The sequence below is a fragment of the Limnomicrobium aquaticum genome (assembly GCF_040545545.1).
Classification (GTDB): domain Bacteria; phylum Pseudomonadota; class Alphaproteobacteria; order Rhizobiales; family Rhizobiaceae; genus Ensifer_A; species Ensifer_A aquaticum.
In genome coordinates this window covers 81,569-103,260 of record NZ_JBEPMB010000009.1, presented here as the reverse complement: position 1 = coordinate 103,260, position 21,692 = coordinate 81,569, and the positions used below count along the sequence as shown (strand labels likewise).

Genomic DNA, 21,692 nt, shown 5'->3' with positions numbered 1-21,692 from the left:
GCTGGCCTTTCGCTCTTTGAAAAGCATCAAAATTCGTTCGCATTGATGCCTTTTTGCGCTATGTCGAAATGTAAACACGCAGGATTTCCAGAGGTCGTCAGTGCTGCATTCCCGCAAACTCCTTTACATCAACGAAATCGCGCGCACGGGCTCCATCCGCAAGGCCGCGGCCAAGCTGAATGTCGCCTCTTCGGCGATCAACCGGCAGATCATCGAGCTGGAGGATGAGATCGGGGCGGCCCTGTTCGAGCGCCTGCCGCGCGGGTTGCGGCTGACCTCCGCAGGCGAGCTTTACGTCGAGCATATCCGCGAGGTGATGAAGAGCTATCAGCGGCTCGAATCCCGCGTCAAGGCGCTGAAAATGCCCGATGCCGGCAAGGTGCGTATCGTCACGACGACCGGGCTTGCGGCCGGTCCCATGCCCGTCATCGTGTCGAAATTCGTGGCCCAGCATCCACGCGTCAAGATCTTCATGCGCAACGACATCGGCTCGGGCACGACGCTCAATCCGGTCAGCGTCGGCGAGGTCGATATCGGCATCGGCCTCAACATTCCGGCCTCACCCGGCATCCGCACGCTCGCCGTCTTCGATGTGCCGATCGGCGCCGTCCTGCCGCCCGGACATCCGCTGACGCAGCAGGCCCAGGTGGGCCTGGGAGAACTCATCCAGGAACGCCTTGTCCTTGTCATGAAGTCGCTCAGCCTCCGGGAAGTCATCGACTTTGCGCTGGCGCCCTTGTCGGTTGCGGTAGAGCCGGTGATCGAAACGAACACGACGGAGGCGGTCAAGCAGTTCGTGCGCTCAGGCGCAGGCGTTTCGCTGATGAACCCGCTGGATATCATCCACGATTGCGCGCGCGGCGATCTCGTCTTCCGGCCGCTGTCCGATCCGCATGTCAAGGTTCAGCAGATGAAGGTCTTTGCGCGCGCCCGCACACCGCTCGACAGCGCCACGAGCCTCTTCGTCGAGTTCCTGCTTGCGGAACTGTCCGCCCTGCTGGCAACGCTCTCGGCGCAAGGCGTCAAGAGCGCCGGCCGGGCCAACAATCCCGAGGAGTGAGCTTCCGCTACGCCGGAGAATAGAGGTTGTCGAGCGGATAGCCCTTCACGTCGTAGAGCAGATCGATGAAGGCGCGGGCGATATGGCTTGCGATCATCTCGCCTTTTTCCGCCGTTCCGGCCGAGGCATTGCCGACGACACCGAACGGGTTGAGGTCATGGGCAATCCAGGCGACCGAATGAGGCGGCAGCGGCTGCAGATATTTCGTGTTGTTGGCCATCCATTCGGCCTTGGACTTGAAGTCCTGCGCCTTTTCCATCTTCACCAGATCGGGCCGGAAATGCAGCATGAGGGATGTTTCCACCTCCCCGCCATGGATGCCGAACCGCTGCTCGTTGGGTGAGAGCACAAGACCCTCCGGATGGCCGAAGCGCGCCCATTGCGTGGCAACCGCCATCAGGCCGAAGCGAACGCGCATCTCGCGCGAAACGATGCTCATGATGTCGAGATTGCCGCCATGAGAGTTCACCATGACCAGCTTTCTAACCCCGGCTTCCGCCACCTTCTGCCCGATCGCCGTCCAGGCTTCGATCAGAAGCGTTGCGGGAAGCGAAAGCGTTCCGGGACCGTAGACATGTTCATTGGCCTTGCCGATCTCCTGCGTCGGCAGGACAAGAACCGTCAGGTCGTCCGGAAGAACACTGCGGACTTCGGCGAGCATCCCGTTTGCGATGGTCACATCGGTCGCGATGGGGAGATGCGGGCCATGCTGTTCGGTGGAGGCCAGAGGCAGGATGGCGATCGTCTCGTTGGGGTCGAGGGACTGGAAGTCGTATGCGGTGAGTTCGTTCCAGTAGAATGATCTTGCCATGGACATGCCTTCCCGCACTGAGGTTCCGCGCTTCATCGTTGTCATGGCTCACCGCCGGGTCACGGCGTGGAAACGCAGCTCGCCGCGACCCCTTGCAGGTCCCGCCGGCCCACCGGGTCGTAAACCATCGATTTCGTATAGAGCAGCATCTTGCGAGCAGAAAAGCATCAATTTGCGATGATAGCGATGCTTTAAAGAGAGCGGTCTTTTCTCAGGCGGGCGGCTGTCGGTTTCGGCCCCGTACATGGCCGCCTAAGCCTCTCCGGCAGCGATGGCTGGCCGCACGCCGCGACATCTTGGAGACGCAGTCCCGAAAAGCGCCGGGATAACCCGGCACGTCCCGATGTATCGGTCTGATGAGCGTTTATGACGCGCGGGGCAATTCGACCCGGAGCACATTTGCAGCCAACGCTGCGCGCTGTTCGTCGGTGAGGGAGATGAAGGGGGGCATGACGCGGGTCCAGATCGGATCGCCCGTCCGCTCCGCGACGAGAGCCTTGACCGAGGCAACGAGCGCCGGACCGGCGATGGCGCCGCGAATGGCGGACATGTCCTCGAGTTCGGCTTTCGAGGGTGCCGAGCGATGACGCCAGACCCTTGCGGCCTGTGCGGATGTCTGGTTTGTCGTCGCCGAGATGCAGCCGGCAAAGCCCGACTGCGCTGCCTCGCCAAGGGAGATTTCCGAACTTGGAAACACGGCGAAGCCCGGAAACGTGACCGCAAGGGCGCGGCAATAGGCGAGATCGCCGGACGAGTCCTTGATGCCGGTAAACCGCGTGGGTGCCAACTGCCGCAGCCGGGCAATCACGTCCGCAGGGATCGTGATGCCGGTCATCTGCGGGTAATTGTAGAAATAGATCTCGATCGTGCTGTCGCCCAGCGCTTCATGCAGCGCCATGTACCACGCAACCAGCCCGTCATTCGTCAGTGGCTTGTAGTAATAGGGCGGCAGAACCAGAGCGACCGGATAGCCGAGCCTTGCGGCATGCCGCGTCAGTTCGATGGTCTCGACAAGCGACGGCGTGCCTGTGCCGACCATCAGCCGGCCGCGCGGCAGGTCTTCGGCCGCCCAGCGCATGACGGTGCGGCGCGTCTCGCCATCGAAGAGATTGGCCTCCCCCGTCGAGCCCAGAATGTTGAGCCCGTCGCAACCATTGTCGAGCAGCCATTGGCAATGGGCGATGAAGGGTGCGCGAACGGGCTCATAGCCTTCGGAAAGCGGTGTGGGAACGGCTGCAATGACGCCTTGCATGGGATTTCCTCTCGATTTCAGTTTTTTATCGGTGTGGCGGCGACGGCGGGATGATCGCGCATCGGCGGGCTCTTGCGGCTCCAGCCGCCGGGCGAAGTGAGCGCGCCTGCCGCGTCGGAAAAGACATCACGATTGATGGCGATGAAGCTCTTTGCCTCGTCGCCGATCTCGTCCTCGAAGCGGATCGCATCGACCGGGCACACACTTTCGCAGACGCCGCATTCGATGCATTCGCTCGGGTGGATGTAGAACATGCGCTCGCCTTCATAGATGCAGTCGACCGGACAGACGGCGGCGCAGGCCCCGTCCTTCACGTCGATGCATTCGCTTTTGATGACGAGTGTCATGGCGAATTACCTGCCGGTCCATTGCGGCGCGCGCTTCTCGCGGAAGGCCGCGACGCCCTCCTGGGAGTCGGCCGAGGTCAGTGCTGCGATCAGTTCGGGCGTCTTCAGCCCGCGCGCGTCGGCGCTTGTGAGATGTGCGGTCGCCCGGATCGACCGCTTGATCGCCTTCAGCGACAGCGGCGCGCAGGCGAGGATATCGGCAACCCAGCGCTCGACCTCCGCATCGAGTTCCGCTTCCGGCACGACGGCGTTGACGAGGCCGAGCCGGGCCGCCTCAGCCGCACCCAGCATGCGCCCGGTCATCATCAGGCCGGCGGCGATATTGCGCGGAATGAGCCGCTGTAGCATCACCATGCCGCCGTCGAGCGGCAGCCGCCCGACTTTGGCTTCCGGGAGGCCGAAACGGGCGTGGTCTGCGGCAATGACGATATCGGCGCCCAGCACCATTTCCATGCCGCCGCCGAGCGCCAGACCGTTGACGCGGGCAATGACCGGAACCATCAGGCTTTCCCGGCAGGCAATGCCGCCGAAGCCGGAGGGGTTTGCCTCCGCCCAATATTCAAGCCCGGTCTTGCCACTGTCGGATTTCATGTCCGCCCCTGCCGAGAAGGCGCGGTTTCCCGCGCCCGTGAGTACGACGCAGCGCACGCTCTCATCCGCCTCGATCGCCGTCCAGATGCGTTCAAGCTCGGCGGATGTGGCGAGATCGACCGCGTTCATCCGGTCGGGACGGTCGATCGTGACGCGGGCGACGCCGCCGGCGAGGGTAAAGCCGACCGTCATACCGCCGCCCTCCGCTGGTCGCGCGCGAGACCGAATTCGGCAATCACCTCGTCGGTATGCTCACCAAGGCGCGGCGGGACGTGGCGAAGCTCGAGCGGCGCGTCGCTGAGGTGGACCGGAGACCCGAGAAGCCGCAGCGGCCCCATAACCGGATGATCGATATCGATGAACATGCCGTTGATCGCCGTCTGCGGATCGTCGAGTGCGACGCCTAGCGAGCGCACCGGCGCGCAGAGCAAATCCTGTTCCTCCAGCCGCGCCAGCCAATGGGCCACGGTATTCGTCGCGATCTGCCTGCGGAACGTGTCCTGAAGGAAGGGCTTGTTGGCGCGCTGGCTGGCGAGATCGGGATAGCGCGGCGACAAGTCTTCGATACCGAGTGCTGTGCAGATGTCACGCAGCGGGTTCTGCTTGAAGGCGCCGACGATCACCAGCGGCCCGTCGACGGCATCGAACAGGCCTGTCAGCGGCATGGCGGCCCAGTTGAGGATTTCGCGGTGCTTCGACCATTGCGCCGCCTCCTGCATCTGCATGGCGATGATGGAGTCGTAAAGCGAGACGGAGACCTTCTGGCCATGGCCGGTCTTTTCGCGCGCCAGAAGTGCTGCGAGCACGCCCTGAACGAGATGCATGCCGGCGGTATAGTCGCAAAGCGTCGTCGGGTAGATGGAGCGCGGTATGGAGGGATCGGAGGTCTTTTCCATGACGCCGGTCATCGCCTGCGCCAGCACGTCCTGCCCGCCCTTGTGGGCATAGGGGCCCTTTTCGCCAAAGCCGGTGCCGGAGGCGCAGACAATGCGCGGATTGATCGCCTTCAGCGCCTCATAGCCAAAGCCCAAACGATCCATCACGCCGGCGCGGAAATTGTCGACCACCACGTCGGAGACGCGCACGAGATCGTAGACCATCTGCCGCCCGGCCTCGGACTTGGTGTCGATCTCGACAGAGCGCTTGTTGCGGTTGAGCGAGCAGAAGACGGCATTGTTCTGCCCGGCCTCGCTCGCATCGCCCATGAAATTGCGCGACAGATCGCCGGCGCCCGGCCGTTCGATCTTGATCACGTCGGCGCCGAAATCAGCCAGCATCTGCGTTGCGCAGGGGCCGAGCATGACTTGCGTGAAATCGATGACGCGCACGCCTTCTAGGGGATGAACCATGGTGTTTTCCTTCTGTCAGACGGCAATGGAGTGCGGTTCGATGAGCGCGTTGGCGGAGGGGCGGTCGCCGGGATCGGCGCCTTGCGCCCGCATGCGCGCCTGGATCTTCGCCGCATCGACATGGCGAAGCGCATGGCCGCCTTCGAGCGCGAGCGAAACGGCAACGCCGGCCGCCTCGCCTTGCGCCATGCAGGGAGGGATTTCGCGGGAAAGCTTCTGCGCCTCGCTCTCCGCCGAATAGTGCCGGCCGGCGACGATGAGGTTGTCGAGCCCGCGCGGCAGCAGCGCGCGATAGGGCGTGTAATAGTCGCGACCGCGGCAGACGGTGTCGTCGAAATAGCGGCGGTTTTTCACGTCGTCGCGGGTGACGACATATTCGCCCTGCAGAAGCCGCGTCTGGCGAATGCCGATCTGCTCGGCAGCACCCAGCATCTTTGCCTTTTCAAAGCCCGGCAGATTGGCGCGGGCGAATTCGAGCAGCGCCATCATGCGGTCGCGGCCCTGAATTTCGGCCGCCACCATGTCCTCCGGCGAAAGCCCGTCGAAGCCCGGCATATGCGGGCAATTGCACCAGACGATGCCCGGCAGCGGCGTCTTCAGCCACCACATGCCCCAGGCCCCGCCGATAATGCGCCGCGCCTTGCGGTCCAGCTCCTTGTAGGCCTCCGGGTTTTCATATTCGAAGGCTTCGGCCGCATCCGTGTCCACATCGCAGAGCCGGAACACGGTCGTGACGATATATTGCCCGTTGAGGAAGGACGCGCCGGCCGAGGCCGCGACATCGAGATCGCCGGATGCGTCCACCACCATCCTGGCGCGGATTGCCTGCCGGCCGAGCTTGGTCTGGCAGATGACCGCCTTGACCTCGCCCCCCTCGACCACCGTGCCGCAGAACCAGCTATGCAGGCGCAGGTGAATATTCGTCTCGCGCACCAGATCGAGGCTCACCCGCTTCCAGCCATCCGGATCGAAGGCGACGGCGTGGATGATCGGCTGCGGCATTCCGGTCTTGTGAAAATCGATGCAGCCCCAGCGCGACCATTTGCGCCACATGTCCCAGTTGGTCAGGCAATCTTCCGGCGGCGGATAGACGGCGGCATCCTGGCGCTTCAGCCGGTCGACGAATTCGCTGACAATGCCGGTCGTGACGATTTCGGTTCCGTCATTGACCATGTCGTCAAGCACCAGAACCATGCCGCCGGAGGCCATGCCGCCGAGGTGATGGTAACGCTCGATCAGCACGACCTTGCAGCCGTTGCGCGCCGCCGAAACGGCGGCGGAAAGGCCGGCTGGTCCTGCGCCGACGACCACCACGTCGCAATCGGCAACGACGGGCACGTTCTCGCTCTGGAGGGTGATGTGATCGATAGCTTTGTCGGTCATGGTCTTTCTCCCATAGCTCCGCCCGCCCTCGGTTGAAGGTTTCAGGCAGCCTGTGCGGTTGCGTTGCGTTATTTGTGTTCCCAGCGGATCAGCAGCTTCTCGGCGATGGCGACGCTGGCAAACATCACGACCGAAAGGCCGGACGACATCAGCACCGTCGCGTAGAGCTGCGCGGAGCGGAAGTTGAAGGTCGCATCGATGATCAGCGTGCCAAGCCCCTTGTCGGCCCCCACCCACTCCCCGACGATCGCGCCGATGACGCTGGTCGTTGCGGCAATCTTGAGCGCGGCGAAGAGGAAGGGCAGCGACGAGGGCAGCCGGATCTTCCAGAAGATCTCCCACTTGGAGGCCGAGAGAATGCGCGCCAGTTCCATCACCTGCGGCGTCACCGCCTCCAGCCCGCGCACCATGTTGACGAGGGTGGGGAAGAAGCAGATCAGCGCCGCAATCACCACCTTGGCCGTCAGCCCGCCGCCGAAGATCAGCACGAGGATCGGCGCAATCGCGAGGATCGGCACGGTGTTGACGAAGACGGCGATCGGAAAGAAGGCCTTCTCGACCGTCTTGTTGTGCACGAAGGCGATAGCGATCAGCACCGCACCGATATTGCCGACCGCAAAGCCGAGCAGGCTTTCAAACAGCGTCGGCCAGAAGTTGCGCATCAGCAGCGGGAAATCGCTGACCAGTGTGCGGGCAATGTCGCTCGGCGCCGGTGCGATATAGGAGGGCACGGAAAAACCGCGCACGCCGGCCTCCCAGAGCAGGATGAGACCGACAGCCGTGAGAAGCGGAAGCGGCACCCCGCCGCCGAATTTATGCATCGGATTGCTCCTCGGGCGCAGCGGGATCGGCCGGGTCGTGTCTTGGGTCGCAGCCATCAGCATGTCTCCAGAAGCTGGCGCAGACGCGCGGAATAGCGGGTGAATTCCATCGTATCGCGCAGCGCGATCTCGCGCGGATAGGGGAAGTCGATATCGACGATCTCCCGCACCCGGCCGGGATTGGCCTTCAGCATCAACACCTTCTGGCCAAGAAAGATGGCCTCCGGGATCGAGTGGGTGACGAAGAGGATCGTCACGCCCGTTTCCTGCCAGATGCGCAGAAGTTCGAGGTTCATGTGGTCGCGCGTCATCTCGTCGAGCGCGCCGAAGGGCTCGTCCATCAGCAGGAGCTTCGGCTTGCAGACGAGGGCTCGGGCAATGGCCACGCGCTGGCGCATGCCGCCCGAAAGCTCATGCGGCAGTGCATTTTCGCGCCCCTTGAGGCCGACGAGTTCCAGAAGCTCCGCCGGCGAGCGCTCGCTGACCGGCAGGTTGAGACCCCGGCTGCGGCCGATTTCCAGCGGCAGACGGACATTGTCGATGGCGCTGCGCCAGGGAAGCAAAGTCGCCTCCTGGAAGACGAAGGCGAATTCGCGGGCAAGGCGCGCCTCTTCGGTCGACTTGCCAAAGACGGTGACTTCGCCCTCGGCGGCCGGGATGAGGTCCGAGATCAGCCGGAGCAGCGTGGACTTGCCGCAGCCGGAGGGGCCGAGGATGGAGTAGAAGGCTCCATCCTCGATATCGAGGCTGATCTTGTCGATCGCCGTGAAGGTCGCGAACCGGACGGTCGCATTGCGCAGGGATGCCGCGATCGGCACCGGACCTGCGGCGGGAGCGGAGGCCGTTTGCATGTTCCCCACCTCAGCCATAGGCCGGACGTTGGGCGGCCGTGGCCTCCAGCACCGACAGGGTCATGACGTCATCGACCGTCGGCGCGCCCTTCTCGAACTGGGCAAGCTGATTGTAGGTGTCGATCTGGGCCTGCCAGTTCTCTCGCGTCATCGCACCCCAGCCGGCCTTCGCCGTCGTTTCATTGAACGAGTAGGCGACGATGGGGCGCACGGCCTTCATCTCGCTGTCCTTGTTGAGGTTCGGGAAGCGCTCGACCAGGTATTCGACGGCCTTTTCCGGGTTGTCGTGGACAAAGCCCCAGCCCTTGGCAATGGCGCGGATGGTCGCCTGCAGCTTGTCCGGATGATCCTTCAGGGTCTGGTCGGAGACGTAGTAGGGGTTGGCGTAGAGGTGGATGCCGGCGTCCCAGAGCGTGAGATCGACCCGCTGGTCTCCCAGCACGGCCAGGGCATCGATATTGGTCAGCCAGCCGGTGATCGCATCGACCTGGCCCGTCATCAGGGGTGTCATGTCGGCGCCGATGATCTTCATCTCGACGTCCTTCTCGGCGATCCCGTTCTTGGCCAGAAGCGCGCGCAGCAGGATGCGCCCGGTCGCCTGGGTGCCGATGACCTTGCCGATCATGTCCTTGGGCGTGCTGATCGGCTTCTTCTTCAAGGAGAAATAGGTGTAGGGATGCTTCTGGTAGCCGGCGGCGATGCACTTGACCGGAATGCCTTGCGAACGCGCCATCATGAGTGACGGGCTTGAGGAAATCTGGCCGAGATTGGACGCGCCGCTGGCGATGGCGGCAACACCATCGATATTCGGTCCGCCGGGGACGATTTCGAGTTTCAGCCCCTCATCAGCAAAGTAACCCAGCTTGTCGGCCGCGACTTCGCCGAGAATGCCGTTGCTGGCAAGCCAGCCCAGCTGCATGCGCACCGTGAACGGATCGGCGGCGCGGGCGGCGGGCGCGAAGGAAAAGGATGTTCCGGAAAAAGCGCCGGCGGCGGCAAGGCCGAGACCTTTCAGAACGGAACGGCGGGATGCGTGCGGAATGAATGTCGTCATTGATCAGTCTCCACAGTTTTTGAGATGGACGTCGGAGTTCCCCGTTTTGTTTTTGCCATCTGCTTGACACTAAGCCCGCCAGCCGTGACACAAGAAGAGCTAATTTTTACCAACAGTGGTGCGATTTTCGCTCCACATCGAAGGATCCCGCATGCACACGGTTTTCCTGCGTTATCTCGACGAGGTCGCCCGCCAGGGTTCCATCCGCAAGGCGGCGACCGTGCTCAATGTGACCTCGACATCGGTCAACCGGAAGATCATTCAGGTGGAGGAGCAATTGGGCGTCAGGCTTCTCGACCGCTCGCCGGAGGGGGTGGAACTCACCACGTCCGGCCGGATCATCCTCGAACACTGCCGCAAGACGCTCTACGATTTCGAGCAGGCGCAGGCCCTGCTCGGCGACATTCGCGGGCTCAAGACCGGGCATCTCAATATCCAGGCCATCGATTCCGCCGCCTTCAGCTTTCTGCCCAAGGTGCTGGAGCAGTTCAGCGGGGCGCATCCCGGCATATCGCTTTCGATCAATGTCGGCATGCATGACGAGGTGATGCAATGCGTGGTCAATGGCGAGGCCGATATCGGCATCGGCTTTACCAAGATGATGCATCCGGACCTGCGCATCATCGCCCAGAAGCCGGCGCCGTTCGGCGCCATACTGTCGGTGGACCACCCGCTGGCCGAACGCAGCAGCATTACGGTGGAAGACCTGTCGGCCTATGCCCTTGTCGCAACGCCGAGAGCGCGGGGCCGCAACTCCATCGTCGATCAGGAAATCGCCAATGTGTCGTCCATGCTCAAGACGCAGATGTTCACCAACACGCTTTCGATCGCCAAACAGGCCATCCTGTCGAAACAGGTGGTCGGCATCTACACGAAGATCGGGTTCCTCGATGAGATCGAGGACAGGACGCTCAAGTTCGTGCCTATCGCCGACACGGCGCTCAGCAATTACCGCATGGGCGTCTTCGTCTCCGCCTCCACCAGCGTCGACCTGCTGAAAGGTCTGTTCCTCGGGACGATCGAAAGGGTTCTCAGAACCGTGGACTTTGCCTGAGAGTTGTCGATCCCGCGAAACGGTTTCAGCGTTTCATGGGAAAGAGGGAATGTTCTGGCCGAAATCCATGTTGCAGGCCCATGTATCGATCAGGTTCACCCAGAGTTCCATCTTGAGCGTCTTCCCGAACTGCGCATCCCACCTGCTGACGATCTGGTCGCACAGGGTCTGGAACCTGGGTTGCAGCTCATGATCGCTGGTCGCGATCTGAATGACAGCATCCGGAACTGCGCCGGCATTCATCGCAGACTGGTTGAAGGCGATCGTGGTGCAACGGTTCAATTCAACGATGATGTCGTGATCGGGAACCTCGAGAACGTCTTTTGTTGCTTGATGAAGAAGGTTCATGACTGATGTGGAGTCATCTGCCAATCGCTGTTCTGCCGCGGCAGATTTCGGGAAAACTGCAATATATGCCATTCAATGCTCGCTTCGGGCCTGTAATGCCTGTGCCGTGAGGGATGTGCGGGAGGCGTTTGTCACACGATGAGGAACGCTTCGGCGAAGGAAGGAATTATTTCCTATTTCCGATCCGTCTTTATCTCCATCAGCTCGATTGGAAATCCGATTGACGGTTCCATATCCATCTTGACCTCGCGGGACACGTCAGAGGAGAGCGAGTCCGTCACCCGCCAGCCGATTTTCGACAGGCGTTCCAGGTCGGCGTCCATGTTGGGCGTCAGAAACCCGATTTCGCTCAAATGCCCGATGGGTGCACCGCAGCCGGTGTCATAGCCCAGCTGCTGTTTTTCGACCGGCTCCATGAGCTCCAGATAGAATTCGTCACTCACCCAGGCTCCGCTGACGGCAGCCTCGCCCTTGAACAGAGCACCTTCAACCCGCGTGAACCCTTCCGCGCCGATGCCGAAGGAGGCGGCCAGCAGCTTCTCGGTCCGGTCGATATCTTCGACACGAATGCAGACGTGGTTCATGATGAGCCGGTTCTCCTCCCGGCACTTCCGCGCCAGGCGCAGCATGCGGCTCTCGAATGCGTCATGATTGTCCTGTTTTTCCATGCGTTTTCTCCGATGGCTGCGCTGATCACATCGTCAGCTGTGTGAGATATGACGGCTCCGGGAACCGTAACCCCGTTGAACGTCAGGGATGCGCAGCCGGGAGATCACGCCTCGCCGGCCAAGCCTTCTGCTGCGTGGATTTCCTTTCGCCCCCGGCGCTTGGGCGCACGCACCGGGCTCGCGCCTGATTCCTCATCCGTCAACGGGAACATCGACCGCTCGGCGTAGCTCAAGGCGGCCACCAGCGCGTTGGCAGCCGCAATGGAATCCTTGCGCCGCAATGCCTGAAAGATCTCGATCAGGTGTGCATGGATACTGCCAACGAATTCCGGTGCCTCGAAAATCGCGTTCGACGGCGGAGCGACATGAACCCAGGCATATTCTATCATCTCGATGAGGGCACTTGATCCGCCGATGCGATAGACCTCCATCAGCATCGAGTTGAAACGCTGCGCATAGCCTGCGGTCCGCCCGTCTTCGATTTCCAGCCGTATCGCCTCGGCTCTGTCGAGCAGGCTGGTCAACTGCAACGGTGTGATCCGCGCCGAGGCTCTCTCCAACGCGAGCGTTTCGAGCCGCACGGTGATCTCGTAGAATTCGCTGAACCGACGCTGCGAAATGATCGGAACGCGGGCAGAGCGGTTCTCCTCGGCGGTCAGCGCACCTTCTTCCACCAGCCGCTTCAGGGCCAGCCGCACCGGCATCGGGCTGACGCCGAATTCCTCGGCAAGATTTCTGATCTTCAGCGTATGACCAGCGGGCCAGCGGCACTCCATCAGGTCTTTCCGAATGGACTTGTAGATCTGGTCGGCGATCGATTCCTTGCCGCTCTCCGTCAGGGTCTTGTCATTCATGTCGTCCGGCGTCCCGTTGTATCGATGTTTCGGCGATGCATGTCAGTTTTGACCCTGGAGCACGTCCGGCAAAAGTGCGGGCGGCGGCGTGAACGTGCCGAAGATTTCGTCGCAAAGGGCTGAAAAGGCGAGCGTCGTGCGGTCGCCGTAGGAGGGGCCGATGATCTGGATGCCGGCCGGCAGGCCTGCAACCTGCCAGGGCAGCGGCCGGGCGGTGGCCGGGAGATGGGCCAATGTGGCAACGCCGGACCACAGCAGGTTTTCCAGATAGGGACGCTCACCGTTGCCGACACGCAGCGTGCGCGCCATGCTCGGAATGGGGCCGTCGCCATCCTTGTTCTGATGCGGAAAGGCCTGCGTCATTGCGACAGGGCAGATAAGAATGTCGAAGCTCTCGAACCACTGGTTCCACTTCGCGATGTGATGGGCCTGCCGTTCGCGCAGCGCGAAGAAATCCGACGTGCTGGAACGAACACCGCGAGCGGCACGACCGGCAACGCTGTCGGCGGGATATTTTGCAGCAGCCTCGTCGTATTCCGACAGATCGGCGCCGCCCAGTTCGCCGCCGATGACGGCAAACAGGAGCGAAATGTAGAGGTCTTCATCGCCGGGCAATGCGTCTGGCGCCTGTGTCAGCTCGACGACCTTTGCGCCCTCCGCTGCAAGCGCACGGCCGAAGGCGGAGATCGCCTGATGATATTCGGGATCGACGGGATAGCTGCCGCACCAGATCGCGACCCGGAAATCCTTGAGCGACTTGCCGCGCGCCGCCGGAAGGTTCAGCGTCCAGGCCTCGCCGGGCGCTGCACCAGCCAGGATATCCAGCGCCATCGTCAGATCGGCGGTGCTGCGTGCCATGGGCCCGCAGACGGCGAGCGGCGATTGCACCAGTGCTCCCGGATTGGGTGGCACCTGGCCACGCTGCGACACGATGCCGTAGCTCGGCTTGTGCCCCCAGACGCCGCAGAAATGCGAGGGAACGCGGATCGAGCCGCCGATATCGCTGCCGAGTTCCAGGCCGGTGAAGCCGGCTGCCAGGGCAGCCGCGGAACCGCCTGACGAGCCACCCGGCGACCGGCCGAAATCCCACGGATTGTTGGTGACACCGAAGATGGAATTGTAGCTCTGATGGTCGGCGGCAGCGAGCGGAACGTTGGTCTTGCCCCAGAACACGGCTCCCGCCCTGCGCAGGCGCTGGACCGCATCGGCGTCGCGCGCCGAGCGATAGTCCTTCAGCTCCGGGATGCCCGCCCGGCAGCCGAAGCCGTCCACCTCATAGGTGTCCTTGATGGTCATCGGCAGGCCTGCCAGCGGGCCTGCAACGTCGCCGTTATCGACCGCTCTGGCGGTCGATGTCGCCAGATCGATCTGCGTCTCGATGACGGCATTGATCCGGGCCCCGAGCCTTTCGTGCCTCTCGACCATATGCGTCAGCAGTTCGACCGCGCCGATCCGACGGCTGCGCAGCGCAGCCAGGGTTTCGGTTGCGGTCCACCAGTGCGGTGCGGTTGTCTTGGACATCATTTCCTCGGGTGTTCAACAATGGAAATTCGATTTGAAACGTTTCGCTCCGGTCAGGGCATCCGGACGCGTCAGGCCGCTCCCGCATGGGTCTGTATGGACGTGTCGTGCAGGCCCTCCAACATCACCTCGGCCGAACTCGGTTCTATCCGCCGGGTCAGGCAACGCAGAAGGGTGGATTTTCCCGAGCCGGAAAGGCCCATGATGACGAGCGTCTCGCCGCGCTCGACGCCGATATTGATGTCGGCAAGCGCCACATGGGCGCCGGCCTTTTCAGCGCGTGCGACCGCCTCCTCCACGGAGCCACCAGCCGCATTGGGATCTGTTCCCCTGCCGCCATGGACTTTCCAGAGATGCCGGCATTCAACGATCATCGCCGCTCTCCAGCCTGGATGCCTGAAACTGCCGGGCTTCGTTGAGCATGATCGGATCGGAGGATGTGTAACCGCCATCGACGACGATGGTCGTTCCCGTCACGAAGCTGGCTTTCGGCGAAGCCAGGAAGCTGATGACATTGGCAACTTCGTCCGGCCTGCCGTCGCGGCCAAGCGGCGTTACCGAAGCCGAATCCGAAGAGCCTTCGGTCGTCATGTCGGTGGAAATCCAGCCGGGCGCGACGGCGTTGACGCGGATATTTCGCGGTCCGTAATTGCAGGCGAGGCTGCGCGTCAGATTGATCAGCGCAGCCTTGGATGCGGCATAGGCCATGCTCGCATAGGAGCCGACATAGCCGTCCGTGGACGAAACGATCACGATGGCGCCACCTTCGGCCAGAGCGTTCTGCAGGCGCACCGAGAAGCGCAGGATGGAATTGAGGTTGGTTTCCATCGTCCGGTTCCAGATGCCCTCATCGTATTGCGAGAAATCCTCGAATTCGATCGTGCCGGCATTGAAGATCAGCGCGTTGAAGCGGATGCCGGCGAGGTTGCGGAGCAGGCGATCCTGGCTTTCCGTCGAACTGGCCTCCAGCTGATGCAGGGTGACCCGGCGACCGAGGCTCTGCCCGAGTGCGACGAGCCCTTCGGCGGCATCGGCGCGGGTGCGATAGGTCGCGTGAAGATCGTAGCCTTCACGCAGAAAGAGTTCGGCAGTGGCGCGTCCAATCCCGCGAGATCCACCCGTTATGAATGCAACAGGGGCATTTGCCTCAATTTTCATCTGGTTCCCCTTTTCCGCACTGCGCAGAGATGCGGCATGTGTTTTTCGTTGCCTCTATGAAAGCACAAAATAATCACAAATCAATCTATAAATTATAAATTGGCATCAGAAAGTGAATTCTGGGATATTTTTGTGATTGAAATCAAGGGAAAATACGATCTCACTGAGGGTGCAGCAAAAAGGGGAACATCTCTCGCTCCTCATCGGCGTACTCGTCGGCATGTGGGCGGCCTCGTCGCGCCGTGTCTACAAGGTCGCAGACGGTATCGTGACCGCGCGGCAGACCCTGCCTTCCTTCGTCTACCTCGTCCCGATCGTGATGCTGCGGGGCTCCGGCGATGTCTCGGGCGTGCCGGCGATTGCCATCTACTCGATGGCGACCACCATCCGCTATGTCTCGCATGCCCTCAAGGAGGTCGATGCCGGCGTGCTGGAAGCTGCCGGCATGTTCGGCGCAACGCCCTGACAAACATTCGTCAAGGTGCGCCTGCCGCTCGCCTGGCCGGGACTGTTGCTGGCGCTTAGCCGGACGCTGATGATGGCTGTCGGCATGGTCGTGATAACCTCGCTGATCGACCGGCTGCTCAGCGCCGCCGCAGAGGCCTGCTCTCCGGTCGGATCACGAAAACACAAGGGCACAGCATGAAGATCTTCGGTTACAGCGCGCATGGCGCCCACGAAGCCAAACGCGAACTCATTCCGGGCGAGCTGCTTCCGGTTCACGATGCCGACTATCTGTCCTTTCTGGAAACCGTCTGGAACGAATGGACGAAGAGCTACGACGGGAACCTCGACGGCTCGGCTTCATCTGGCCACACCGCAACCGCCCGCCACGCGTGCCGCGCGCAGCCGCCTTACACCTTGCCCGGACCGACGAGCGCGTCTTCGCCCCCATCAGGCCACCCGGCCACCATGCGTGCCGGAACATGGTCGGCCGCGCGAGCTATCTGAACCACACGGCTCTCGCGGCTGCCACGCTCGCCAAGGACGGCGCACGGGTTGCCGTCCTCGACATCAATGCGCATCACGGAAACGGGACAGAGGACATCTTCTGGCAATCCGCGTCCGTGCTCACCGTCTCGATCCATGCCGATCCGGCACATGACTATCCATACTTCTCGGGCTACGCGGACGAGATCGGCAACAGCGCCGGCGAAGGTTTCAATCTGAACCTGTCGCTGGAGTCCGGTTCGGCCTGGGCCAATTATTCCGGCGCTCTCCAGGCAGCGATCACATCGACTGCCCGAAGATGGTTGTCTTCGAAGGCGGCTATGACGGACTGGTGATCGCGATTGCACGCGCCTGCAAGTTGCGAGCCCCTCGTTGGAGATGTCGCGGATCAGATCTGGCCCTGTTTAGGCTGCCGGTCGGCTCCAGTCTCACCCGTTGCCGACGAAGGTCGAGAGAACCTCGTTGAAGCGCGCCGGCGCTTCGATGAAGGAGAAATGCGCGCCGCCTTCGTTCTCTTCGAAGATCACCAGCTTCGAACCCTTGATCTGGCCGTGGATCCATTCCTGCGAGCGGAAGTTCACATGGCTGACGCGGCCTGCGACGATCAGGGTCGGCTTGTCGATGCGGGGGAAGATGTCGCTCCAGTCGATGGAGCAATGGTCGACGAAGAGATTGGCGACGTGGATGGCATCGACGCGCAGGTTTTCCTGAAGCAGCCAGGCCTTGAGGTCCGCCGGAATGTTTTTCGTGATCATGCCGTCAAGAAACGCGCCGCGCGCAGCCGAACCTTCTGCGCCCTTGATCTGGTCTGCGATGGCGACCATCGTCGCCGCATCGAAGAGGGCGCCGGCATTGATCGCATCCTCGTCCGTCATGCCCGACTGACGCATCACCGTCGCAGGCTCGTCCACGAGGATCAATTTCTCGATAAAGCCGGTGCCGAAGACATCGATCATCGCCCAGATCACCGAGGCGCCCATCGACCAGCCGAGCATCGTGGCCTTCTCGATCTTCTCGTGCTTCATCAGTTCCATGATGTCGGCAGCAAAGCGGAAGATGCGGAAGCCGCGCGTGGCGTCCGGCGACCGGCCGTGTCCGCGAAAATCGATGGCGAGCACGCGGTGCGTCGCCGAGAAATGCGCGACCTGATGCCGGAACATCGCCGCCGATTGCGACCAGCCCGGCAGCAGGACAAGCGCCGGGCCCTGGCCTTCATCCGTATAGGTCAGGACGGCGCCATCGGATGTCGTGAAGTTCTTCTGCATGTCTTTTCCTCCCTCTTCTTCTGGTGCGGCCGGCCTCCCTGACCCGCCGCGTGCATGCCTGTCAATTCAATGGCGCATCAAGCCGCCATCGACATTCAACGTAACGCCTGTAATGAAGCTCGCCGCATCGGAGGCCAGAAAGCCGACGGCCTCTGCAATGTCTTCCGGCTCTCCGGGGCGCCCGACCGGGATGGTCGAAATGATCTGCTCTCTCTGTGCGATGGTGAGTTCCGAGGTGAGCGCCGTATCGGTCAATCCGGGGCAGATGGCGTTGCAGGTCACGCCCGACCGGCCAGCCTCGCGCGCGACGCCCTTGCTGAAGGCAATCACCGCCCCCTTGGCCGCCGCGTAGCAGCTATTGCCGAAGAGGCCGCCGCCCTGTTGCCCCGCCACGGAGGCAATGTTGATGATACGCCCCCAGCCGGCGGCGGTCATGGAGGGCAGAAAGGCTTTCGTCAGAAGGAAGACCGCCGTCAGATCGATCATCATCAGACGCTGAAACTCTTCCAGTTCGACCGTCTCGATGCCACCTCTGGAGACAATGCCGGCATTGTTCACAAGGATGTCGATGCGGGGATGCTGCCTGAATATCTCGTCCGATGCCCGTCGTATATCGTCCGGCTGGCTCAGGTCCACGGCGGCAAAACTCGATGAACCGCCATTGTTGGCGATCCGCGCCACCGACTGTTGGCCGGCGCTGTGGTCAACGTCGGAAATGACGACATGAGCGCCCTGTCCGGCGAGCCTTTCGGCTATCGCAAAGCCGATGCCCCGTGCAGCGCCGGTGACCACCGCCACGCGCCCCTCCAGTTGGCGTTGCATGCTTCCTCCCGTGGCGATAGCATCGCCAAATCCAGTCTCCTCAGAGATATGATTAGGATCGAGACCCCGGCTGAGCAAACGACTTGTATTGTCTCAACCGTTAAGCGGAGCTTCACGATGACACGTCTCAGCGTGCCCTTGAGCGCACTCGAAATCTTTGCCGAGGCGGGCCAGACCTGTTCCTTCCGGGTCGCGGCGGAAAACCTTGCCCTGTCGACGAGCGCTGTCAGCCAGGCTGTCCGAAAACTGGAGGAGCGTCTGGCCTGTCCCCTGTTCCTGCGGATCGGGAATGGCCTGAAGCTCACGCTGGAGGGCGAGAAGCTGCTCAAGCATGTGGTGAAGGGTTTCGAGGAGATGCGCATCGGGCTGCAGACGCTCACCGAGGCGCGCGACATGCCCATATCCATCTCCAGCCCGCCCGGCCTTGCAAGCCAGTTGCTGCCGGTTGTCGTGCAGTCGCTTCTGGCCTCCAAGATCCGCGACATCAGGATCGTGGCCGACGAGGCGCCCGACTTCAAACGCTATCGCGACTTCGATGTCGCAATCGTCTATGGCGAACCGGCTGCGAAGATCCATGATCTGGAACCCCTGGGCCCGGATGTCTTCATGCCCGTCTGCGCGCCGGGTCTGAAGGCGCGTCTGCAGACGGCCGCGGACCTGGCCGACTGCGCACTGATCGTCAATGAAACGAACGCCGTGACGTGGACGGACTGGTTTCAGCTCAACGGGATTGCAGCGGCGAATCTCAACTGGCTGCGGTTCAACCGGGCCTCCCAGATCATTCCGGCGGCCCTGTCCGGATTCGGCATTGCCCTGGAATCACTGCGGGTGCTGGCGCCGCAGCTGGAAAGCGGCGAACTCGTGCGTTGCAATCTTCCGGGAACGAGGGCCATCGCGCGCGACCTGACCTTCCTTCACGTGACGACCAGATCGGATCGCGTCGAAAAGGTCGCGAAGGTCGCCGAGGTTATTCGAACCGAGTGCATGACCAGAGCGGACGGGGCCCGCCAGGCTTATACCGGGCGCATGGCCTGACGATCCTCGGGCGTGCTTGCGCAGTCGGCTCTCGTTGAGCAGTTTAGCGAGATTTCAAGGCATTGAAGTTATGGTGAATACGGCGTTAACGAAAGCAAAATTGCGGTATTGATTCATACCGTGAACGCCGCCGGGACCAGGATGGCTTTGTCACATCTCGTTCTTGCGCACATTGCGCAGGATCTTGTGCAGCGTGTTGAGAAATGCGCGATATTCATCGTCGTCGATATCGCGGAACATCTGGCGCAGCCCCTCATACATCAGCGGCCAGACGTCGTTGAACACCGCGCGGCCTTCCTCGGTGATGGAGACATCGCGCACGCGCAGGTCGTCAGGTCGCGGCGTGCGGCTGATCAACCCCTGTTCTTCCAGCGAATCCACCGTGCGGCTCATGGTCGACTGTTCGGTGACGCCGAAGACGGAGAGTTCGTTGATCGTCAGCGAGGTGGACACGGAGAGAACGGCAAGTGCGCGCATCTTCGCGGTCGTCATGTCACGGGAGCGCAATTCTTCCGACAGATTGACGTTCCACCGCGCCATGATGCGGTTCATGATATAGGGCGCGAAATGGTTGAGGCCTATTTCTCCCAGCGACGGCATGCGTCCTTCCTCGGTGCCCGGAGGCCCGAGAACCTCACCGGAAAAGCCGTTCTCCATCCACGCGTCTCCCATTCATGCCCTGGCCGCTCGACCGTAAACGATGCGCCGGCCCGTTCCGTTTCATTTCAGGGAGGATGCGAGCAGGAAGCCCGATCCCCCGCCAAGGCCCGGTCCCGGATGGGTGGATGCTCCGATATGGTAGAGCCCCGGCACATGGGTCATGTGGTTATTCGGTCTCTTGAAGGGACGCCAGAGGAAAAACTGGTCCAGCCCACAGAAACCGCCATAGGGATCGCCGCCCACAAGGTTCATGTTCATGGCCTCAAGGTCTGCCGGGGAGTAGACGCGGCGCGCCATCACCGCCTCGTCGAAATTCTCGATATGGTGGCGCAGCATCGCCTCCACGCGATCGGCAAAACCTTCGCGCAGCGCCTCGGTCCAGCGTCCGTCGGCGGGGCAATCGAGCAGGCCCGCCGCATCGCCCTTGATCAAGCGCGGCGTGTCGGGCAGCTGCAGCCAGAGGATAGACTGGCCCTCCGGCGCGCGGCTCGGGTCGAAGGAGGTCGGCTGGCCGACGCAGACGGTGGGTTCTGCCGGCAGCAGCCCGCGCTCCGCCTCGTTGGACGAAAGCGACACGCCGTCGAGACCGGGGGTCAGGTGCAGCAGCGCCACCTTGCTTAAGCCCTCGCCCGCCTTCCAGCGTGGCGCGGCCTTCAGCGCATAGTGGATCTGCATGTTGCCCTTGCCGTAGCGGTAGTTTTTCAGCCCGTCCTTCACGTAATCCGGCAGGGCCGTGGAGGACTTCTTCAATAGCCGGCTATAAATCTGGTCCGGCGTCATCGATGCAATCACGCCTGCATTGGCCTTGAAGCTGCGGCCATCTGCCAGAACCACGCCGCTGGCGCGGCCGCCCTGCCCTTGCGAAACCTGATCGACATCGGCTCCGGTGATGATCTCGCCGCCCTGATCCGTGATCAGTTTCTCGAACGCTTTCAGAAGGTTGACCGCACCGCCCTTGACGATGGGGCAGCCGGCCAGCTCGATGGCAAAGCCGATGACCTTGACCATCTCCGCCGAATAGCTGCTTTCCGGCCCCAGCCCGCAATGCAGCGCCCAGGGCGCCCACAGCGCCTTCATCTCATCCGATTGATAGGTGTTTTCCAGATAGCCGCGCGCTGGCGCCAGCGCCTCGCCGAAGAAAGCCGCAAGACCTTTCAGGCCGCGCGACCATGCCTCTTTCGCCACCAGCTTGGCCGTCGCAATGGACCAGAGATTGCCGCCGAGCAGCCCGAACACGAAGCCGGCATTGCCGCCGAAGCGGTTCATCTCGCGATCAAAAGCCTGCCCGTCGCCGGGAGCGAGCTTCTCGAAATTCGCAACATTCTCGGCCCGGTTCATGGCAAGGATAGCATGCGATCCATCGGGCCGCAGAACCCCGGTCGGCGTTGCCGAATGGCAGAACTCCAGCCCCCGCGCCTCCAGATCCTTGCCGAGCGCGGCAAAGGCCGGTGAGGTGATGAAGAGCACCATGGTGGTCGCCATGACATCATGCACGAAGCCCGGCGCGGTGATCTCTTCCGTGCGCAGGCATCCGCCGATCTTGGCGTTGCGCTCCAGAACCAGAACCTTCTTGCCCTTCTTGCCCAGCAGGCTCGCCGCCACCAATGCATTGATGCCGCTGCCGACGATGATGTAATCCGGGTTGCTCATGGGTCATCTCCGATGGGGGATGGTTGTTGTATGATGTTGGTCGGGCGTCTTGCTCCCTCTTCCCGAATTGGTGAGAGGCTTGCCGCAGCGGTCACTCTCCCTCCCCCTTGTGGGGAGGGTTGGGGAGGGGCCTTTCCCTCCGCTTGCTCAGTGCTTGCGGTCAAGACCCCCTCTGGCTGCCGCCATC

At 62.3% G+C, this 21,692-nt stretch carries 26 protein-coding genes; 7 read left to right on the top strand and 19 right to left on the bottom strand.

Annotation, left to right across the window (positions count from 1 at the left end; translation table 11 throughout):
* Nucleotides 1-100 precede the first annotated feature (100 nt).
* Nucleotides 101-1,060, top strand: a complete 960-nt coding sequence (locus tag ABID16_RS20625; protein WP_354558256.1) for a LysR family transcriptional regulator — start codon at nt 101-103, stop codon at nt 1,058-1,060.
* 7 nt (nt 1,061-1,067) lie between these two features.
* Here ABID16_RS20625 and ABID16_RS20620 read toward each other — a convergent pair whose 3' ends face one another.
* From ABID16_RS20620 to ABID16_RS20580, 9 genes are all read right to left on the bottom strand, one after another.
* Nucleotides 1,068-1,871, bottom strand: a complete 804-nt coding sequence (locus tag ABID16_RS20620; RefSeq protein ID WP_354558255.1) for a creatininase family protein — start codon at nt 1,869-1,871, stop codon at nt 1,068-1,070.
* Nucleotides 1,872-2,235: 364 nt separating this feature from the next.
* Nucleotides 2,236-3,123, bottom strand: coding sequence for a dihydrodipicolinate synthase family protein (locus ABID16_RS20615; protein ID WP_354558254.1), 888 nt, complete (start codon nt 3,121-3,123; stop codon nt 2,236-2,238).
* Nucleotides 3,124-3,140: 17 nt separating this feature from the next.
* A complete protein-coding gene (gene fdxA, locus ABID16_RS20610) occupies nt 3,141-3,470 on the bottom strand; it encodes a ferredoxin (protein ID WP_354558253.1) in 330 nt (109 codons plus the stop codon).
* Between the two features lie 6 nt (nt 3,471-3,476).
* Nucleotides 3,477-4,253 carry an enoyl-CoA hydratase-related protein gene (locus ABID16_RS20605; protein ID WP_354558252.1) on the bottom strand — a complete coding sequence of 259 codons (777 nt, stop codon included), beginning with the start codon at nt 4,251-4,253 and terminating at the stop codon, nt 3,477-3,479.
* The gene (locus ABID16_RS20600; RefSeq protein WP_354558251.1) at nt 4,250-5,410 is read right to left on the bottom strand and encodes a CaiB/BaiF CoA transferase family protein; all 1,161 of its coding nucleotides are present in this window, start codon (nt 5,408-5,410) and stop codon (nt 4,250-4,252) included. Before ABID16_RS20600 ends, ABID16_RS20605 begins: the two co-directional genes overlap by 4 nt.
* A 15-nt stretch (nt 5,411-5,425) precedes the next feature.
* On the bottom strand, nt 5,426-6,793 hold the full coding sequence (locus ABID16_RS20595) for an FAD-dependent oxidoreductase (protein ID WP_354558250.1): 1,368 nt from the start codon (nt 6,791-6,793) through the stop codon (nt 5,426-5,428).
* Nucleotides 6,794-6,861: 68 nt separating this feature from the next.
* Nucleotides 6,862-7,671: an ABC transporter permease gene (locus tag ABID16_RS20590; protein WP_435532455.1), complete on the bottom strand. Its 810-nt coding sequence runs from the start codon at nt 7,669-7,671 to the stop codon at nt 6,862-6,864.
* Complete coding sequence (locus ABID16_RS20585; RefSeq protein ID WP_354558248.1) at nt 7,671-8,465, bottom strand: ABC transporter ATP-binding protein; 795 nt, start codon at nt 8,463-8,465, stop codon at nt 7,671-7,673. Before ABID16_RS20585 ends, ABID16_RS20590 begins: the two co-directional genes overlap by 1 nt.
* A gap of 10 nt (nt 8,466-8,475) precedes the next feature.
* Entirely contained in the window at nt 8,476-9,519 is a 1,044-nt protein-coding gene (locus tag ABID16_RS20580; protein ID WP_354558247.1) for an ABC transporter substrate-binding protein, read from the bottom strand.
* A gap of 151 nt (nt 9,520-9,670) precedes the next feature.
* Here ABID16_RS20580 and ABID16_RS20575 point away from each other — a divergent pair, with 151 nt between their 5' ends.
* Nucleotides 9,671-10,573, top strand: coding sequence for a LysR family transcriptional regulator (locus tag ABID16_RS20575; RefSeq protein ID WP_354558246.1), 903 nt, complete (start codon nt 9,671-9,673; stop codon nt 10,571-10,573).
* Nucleotides 10,574-10,606: 33 nt separating this feature from the next.
* On the opposite strand, the gene ABID16_RS20570 is transcribed toward ABID16_RS20575, so the two are convergent.
* The 6 genes from ABID16_RS20570 to ABID16_RS20545 all read right to left on the bottom strand — a co-directional run bounded on the left by ABID16_RS20570 (nt 10,607) and on the right by ABID16_RS20545 (nt 15,122).
* The gene (locus ABID16_RS20570; RefSeq protein ID WP_354558245.1) at nt 10,607-10,921 is read right to left on the bottom strand and encodes a hypothetical protein; all 315 of its coding nucleotides are present in this window, start codon (nt 10,919-10,921) and stop codon (nt 10,607-10,609) included.
* A gap of 173 nt (nt 10,922-11,094) precedes the next feature.
* On the bottom strand, nt 11,095-11,589 hold the full coding sequence (locus ABID16_RS20565; RefSeq protein WP_354558244.1) for a VOC family protein: 495 nt from the start codon (nt 11,587-11,589) through the stop codon (nt 11,095-11,097).
* Nucleotides 11,590-11,693: 104 nt separating this feature from the next.
* Complete coding sequence (locus tag ABID16_RS20560) at nt 11,694-12,443, bottom strand: GntR family transcriptional regulator (protein WP_354558243.1); 750 nt, start codon at nt 12,441-12,443, stop codon at nt 11,694-11,696.
* Nucleotides 12,444-12,485: 42 nt separating this feature from the next.
* A complete protein-coding gene (locus tag ABID16_RS20555) occupies nt 12,486-13,964 on the bottom strand; it encodes an amidase family protein (RefSeq protein ID WP_354558242.1) in 1,479 nt (492 codons plus the stop codon).
* 71 nt (nt 13,965-14,035) lie between these two features.
* Complete coding sequence (locus tag ABID16_RS20550) at nt 14,036-14,338, bottom strand: ATP-binding cassette domain-containing protein (RefSeq protein WP_354558241.1); 303 nt, start codon at nt 14,336-14,338, stop codon at nt 14,036-14,038.
* Nucleotides 14,328-15,122: an SDR family NAD(P)-dependent oxidoreductase gene (locus tag ABID16_RS20545; RefSeq protein WP_354558240.1), complete on the bottom strand. Its 795-nt coding sequence runs from the start codon at nt 15,120-15,122 to the stop codon at nt 14,328-14,330. The genes ABID16_RS20550 and ABID16_RS20545 overlap by 11 nt, the downstream gene beginning before the upstream one ends.
* A 136-nt stretch (nt 15,123-15,258) precedes the next feature.
* Between ABID16_RS20545 and ABID16_RS20540 the strand changes: the two genes are divergently transcribed.
* Genes ABID16_RS20540 through ABID16_RS20525 form a run of 4 tightly spaced genes read left to right on the top strand, consistent with a single transcriptional unit; the run spans nt 15,259 to nt 16,408 of the window.
* On the top strand, nt 15,259-15,588 hold the full coding sequence (locus ABID16_RS20540; protein WP_354558239.1) for an ABC transporter permease subunit: 330 nt from the start codon (nt 15,259-15,261) through the stop codon (nt 15,586-15,588).
* A 15-nt stretch (nt 15,589-15,603) separates the two neighbouring features.
* Nucleotides 15,604-15,768, top strand: a complete 165-nt coding sequence (locus ABID16_RS20535) for a hypothetical protein (protein ID WP_354558238.1) — start codon at nt 15,604-15,606, stop codon at nt 15,766-15,768.
* The gene (locus tag ABID16_RS20530) at nt 15,765-16,073 is read left to right on the top strand and encodes a hypothetical protein (protein ID WP_354558329.1); all 309 of its coding nucleotides are present in this window, start codon (nt 15,765-15,767) and stop codon (nt 16,071-16,073) included. Before ABID16_RS20535 ends, ABID16_RS20530 begins: the two co-directional genes overlap by 4 nt.
* Complete coding sequence (locus tag ABID16_RS20525; RefSeq protein ID WP_354558327.1) at nt 15,959-16,408, top strand: arginase family protein; 450 nt, start codon at nt 15,959-15,961, stop codon at nt 16,406-16,408. The genes ABID16_RS20530 and ABID16_RS20525 overlap by 115 nt, the downstream gene beginning before the upstream one ends.
* A gap of 93 nt (nt 16,409-16,501) precedes the next feature.
* Here ABID16_RS20525 and ABID16_RS20520 read toward each other — a convergent pair whose 3' ends face one another.
* Together ABID16_RS20520 and ABID16_RS20515 are read right to left on the bottom strand one after the other, a co-directional pair.
* Nucleotides 16,502-17,338 (bottom strand): alpha/beta fold hydrolase, encoded by an 837-nt coding sequence (locus tag ABID16_RS20520; RefSeq protein WP_354558237.1) that lies wholly within the window; start codon nt 17,336-17,338, stop codon nt 16,502-16,504.
* A 66-nt stretch (nt 17,339-17,404) separates the two neighbouring features.
* Nucleotides 17,405-18,160: an SDR family NAD(P)-dependent oxidoreductase gene (locus tag ABID16_RS20515; protein WP_354558236.1), complete on the bottom strand. Its 756-nt coding sequence runs from the start codon at nt 18,158-18,160 to the stop codon at nt 17,405-17,407.
* Between the two features lie 117 nt (nt 18,161-18,277).
* Here ABID16_RS20515 and ABID16_RS20510 point away from each other — a divergent pair, with 117 nt between their 5' ends.
* The gene (locus tag ABID16_RS20510; RefSeq protein WP_354558235.1) at nt 18,278-19,195 is read left to right on the top strand and encodes a LysR family transcriptional regulator; all 918 of its coding nucleotides are present in this window, start codon (nt 18,278-18,280) and stop codon (nt 19,193-19,195) included.
* A 150-nt stretch (nt 19,196-19,345) separates the two neighbouring features.
* Here ABID16_RS20510 and ABID16_RS20505 read toward each other — a convergent pair whose 3' ends face one another.
* Both ABID16_RS20505 and ABID16_RS20500 read right to left on the bottom strand, forming a co-directional pair.
* Nucleotides 19,346-19,852: a MarR family winged helix-turn-helix transcriptional regulator gene (locus ABID16_RS20505; protein ID WP_354558234.1), complete on the bottom strand. Its 507-nt coding sequence runs from the start codon at nt 19,850-19,852 to the stop codon at nt 19,346-19,348.
* Nucleotides 19,853-19,915: 63 nt separating this feature from the next.
* Nucleotides 19,916-21,505 carry a phytoene desaturase family protein gene (locus ABID16_RS20500; RefSeq protein WP_354558233.1) on the bottom strand — a complete coding sequence of 530 codons (1,590 nt, stop codon included), beginning with the start codon at nt 21,503-21,505 and terminating at the stop codon, nt 19,916-19,918.
* Nucleotides 21,506-21,692: the final 187 nt, after the last annotated feature.

Coding starts and splice junctions, on each gene's coding strand:
- ABID16_RS20555 (WP_354558242.1), bottom strand. CDS start 13,964: ATGTCCAAGACAACCGCACCGCACTGGTGGACCGCAACCGAAACCCTG.
- fdxA (WP_354558253.1), bottom strand. CDS start 3,470: ATGACACTCGTCATCAAAAGCGAATGCATCGACGTGAAGGACGGGGCC.
- ABID16_RS20505 (WP_354558234.1), bottom strand. CDS start 19,852: ATGGAGAACGGCTTTTCCGGTGAGGTTCTCGGGCCTCCGGGCACCGAG.
- ABID16_RS20615 (WP_354558254.1), bottom strand. CDS start 3,123: ATGCAAGGCGTCATTGCAGCCGTTCCCACACCGCTTTCCGAAGGCTAT.
- ABID16_RS20595 (WP_354558250.1), bottom strand. CDS start 6,793: ATGACCGACAAAGCTATCGATCACATCACCCTCCAGAGCGAGAACGTG.
- ABID16_RS20545 (WP_354558240.1), bottom strand. CDS start 15,122: ATGAAAATTGAGGCAAATGCCCCTGTTGCATTCATAACGGGTGGATCT.
- ABID16_RS20570 (WP_354558245.1), bottom strand. CDS start 10,921: ATGAACCTTCTTCATCAAGCAACAAAAGACGTTCTCGAGGTTCCCGAT.
- ABID16_RS20550 (WP_354558241.1), bottom strand. CDS start 14,338: ATGATCGTTGAATGCCGGCATCTCTGGAAAGTCCATGGCGGCAGGGGA.
- ABID16_RS20510 (WP_354558235.1), top strand. CDS start 18,278: ATGACACGTCTCAGCGTGCCCTTGAGCGCACTCGAAATCTTTGCCGAG.
- ABID16_RS20620 (WP_354558255.1), bottom strand. CDS start 1,871: ATGGCAAGATCATTCTACTGGAACGAACTCACCGCATACGACTTCCAG.
- ABID16_RS20530 (WP_354558329.1), top strand. CDS start 15,765: ATGAAGATCTTCGGTTACAGCGCGCATGGCGCCCACGAAGCCAAACGC.
- ABID16_RS20560 (WP_354558243.1), bottom strand. CDS start 12,443: ATGAATGACAAGACCCTGACGGAGAGCGGCAAGGAATCGATCGCCGAC.
- ABID16_RS20580 (WP_354558247.1), bottom strand. CDS start 9,519: ATGACGACATTCATTCCGCACGCATCCCGCCGTTCCGTTCTGAAAGGT.
- ABID16_RS20500 (WP_354558233.1), bottom strand. CDS start 21,505: ATGAGCAACCCGGATTACATCATCGTCGGCAGCGGCATCAATGCATTG.
- ABID16_RS20590 (WP_435532455.1), bottom strand. CDS start 7,671: ATGGCTGCGACCCAAGACACGACCCGGCCGATCCCGCTGCGCCCGAGG.
- ABID16_RS20585 (WP_354558248.1), bottom strand. CDS start 8,465: ATGCAAACGGCCTCCGCTCCCGCCGCAGGTCCGGTGCCGATCGCGGCA.
- ABID16_RS20600 (WP_354558251.1), bottom strand. CDS start 5,410: ATGGTTCATCCCCTAGAAGGCGTGCGCGTCATCGATTTCACGCAAGTC.
- ABID16_RS20605 (WP_354558252.1), bottom strand. CDS start 4,253: ATGACGGTCGGCTTTACCCTCGCCGGCGGCGTCGCCCGCGTCACGATC.
- ABID16_RS20515 (WP_354558236.1), bottom strand. CDS start 18,160: ATGCAACGCCAACTGGAGGGGCGCGTGGCGGTGGTCACCGGCGCTGCA.
- ABID16_RS20575 (WP_354558246.1), top strand. CDS start 9,671: ATGCACACGGTTTTCCTGCGTTATCTCGACGAGGTCGCCCGCCAGGGT.
- ABID16_RS20520 (WP_354558237.1), bottom strand. CDS start 17,338: ATGCAGAAGAACTTCACGACATCCGATGGCGCCGTCCTGACCTATACG.
- ABID16_RS20565 (WP_354558244.1), bottom strand. CDS start 11,589: ATGGAAAAACAGGACAATCATGACGCATTCGAGAGCCGCATGCTGCGC.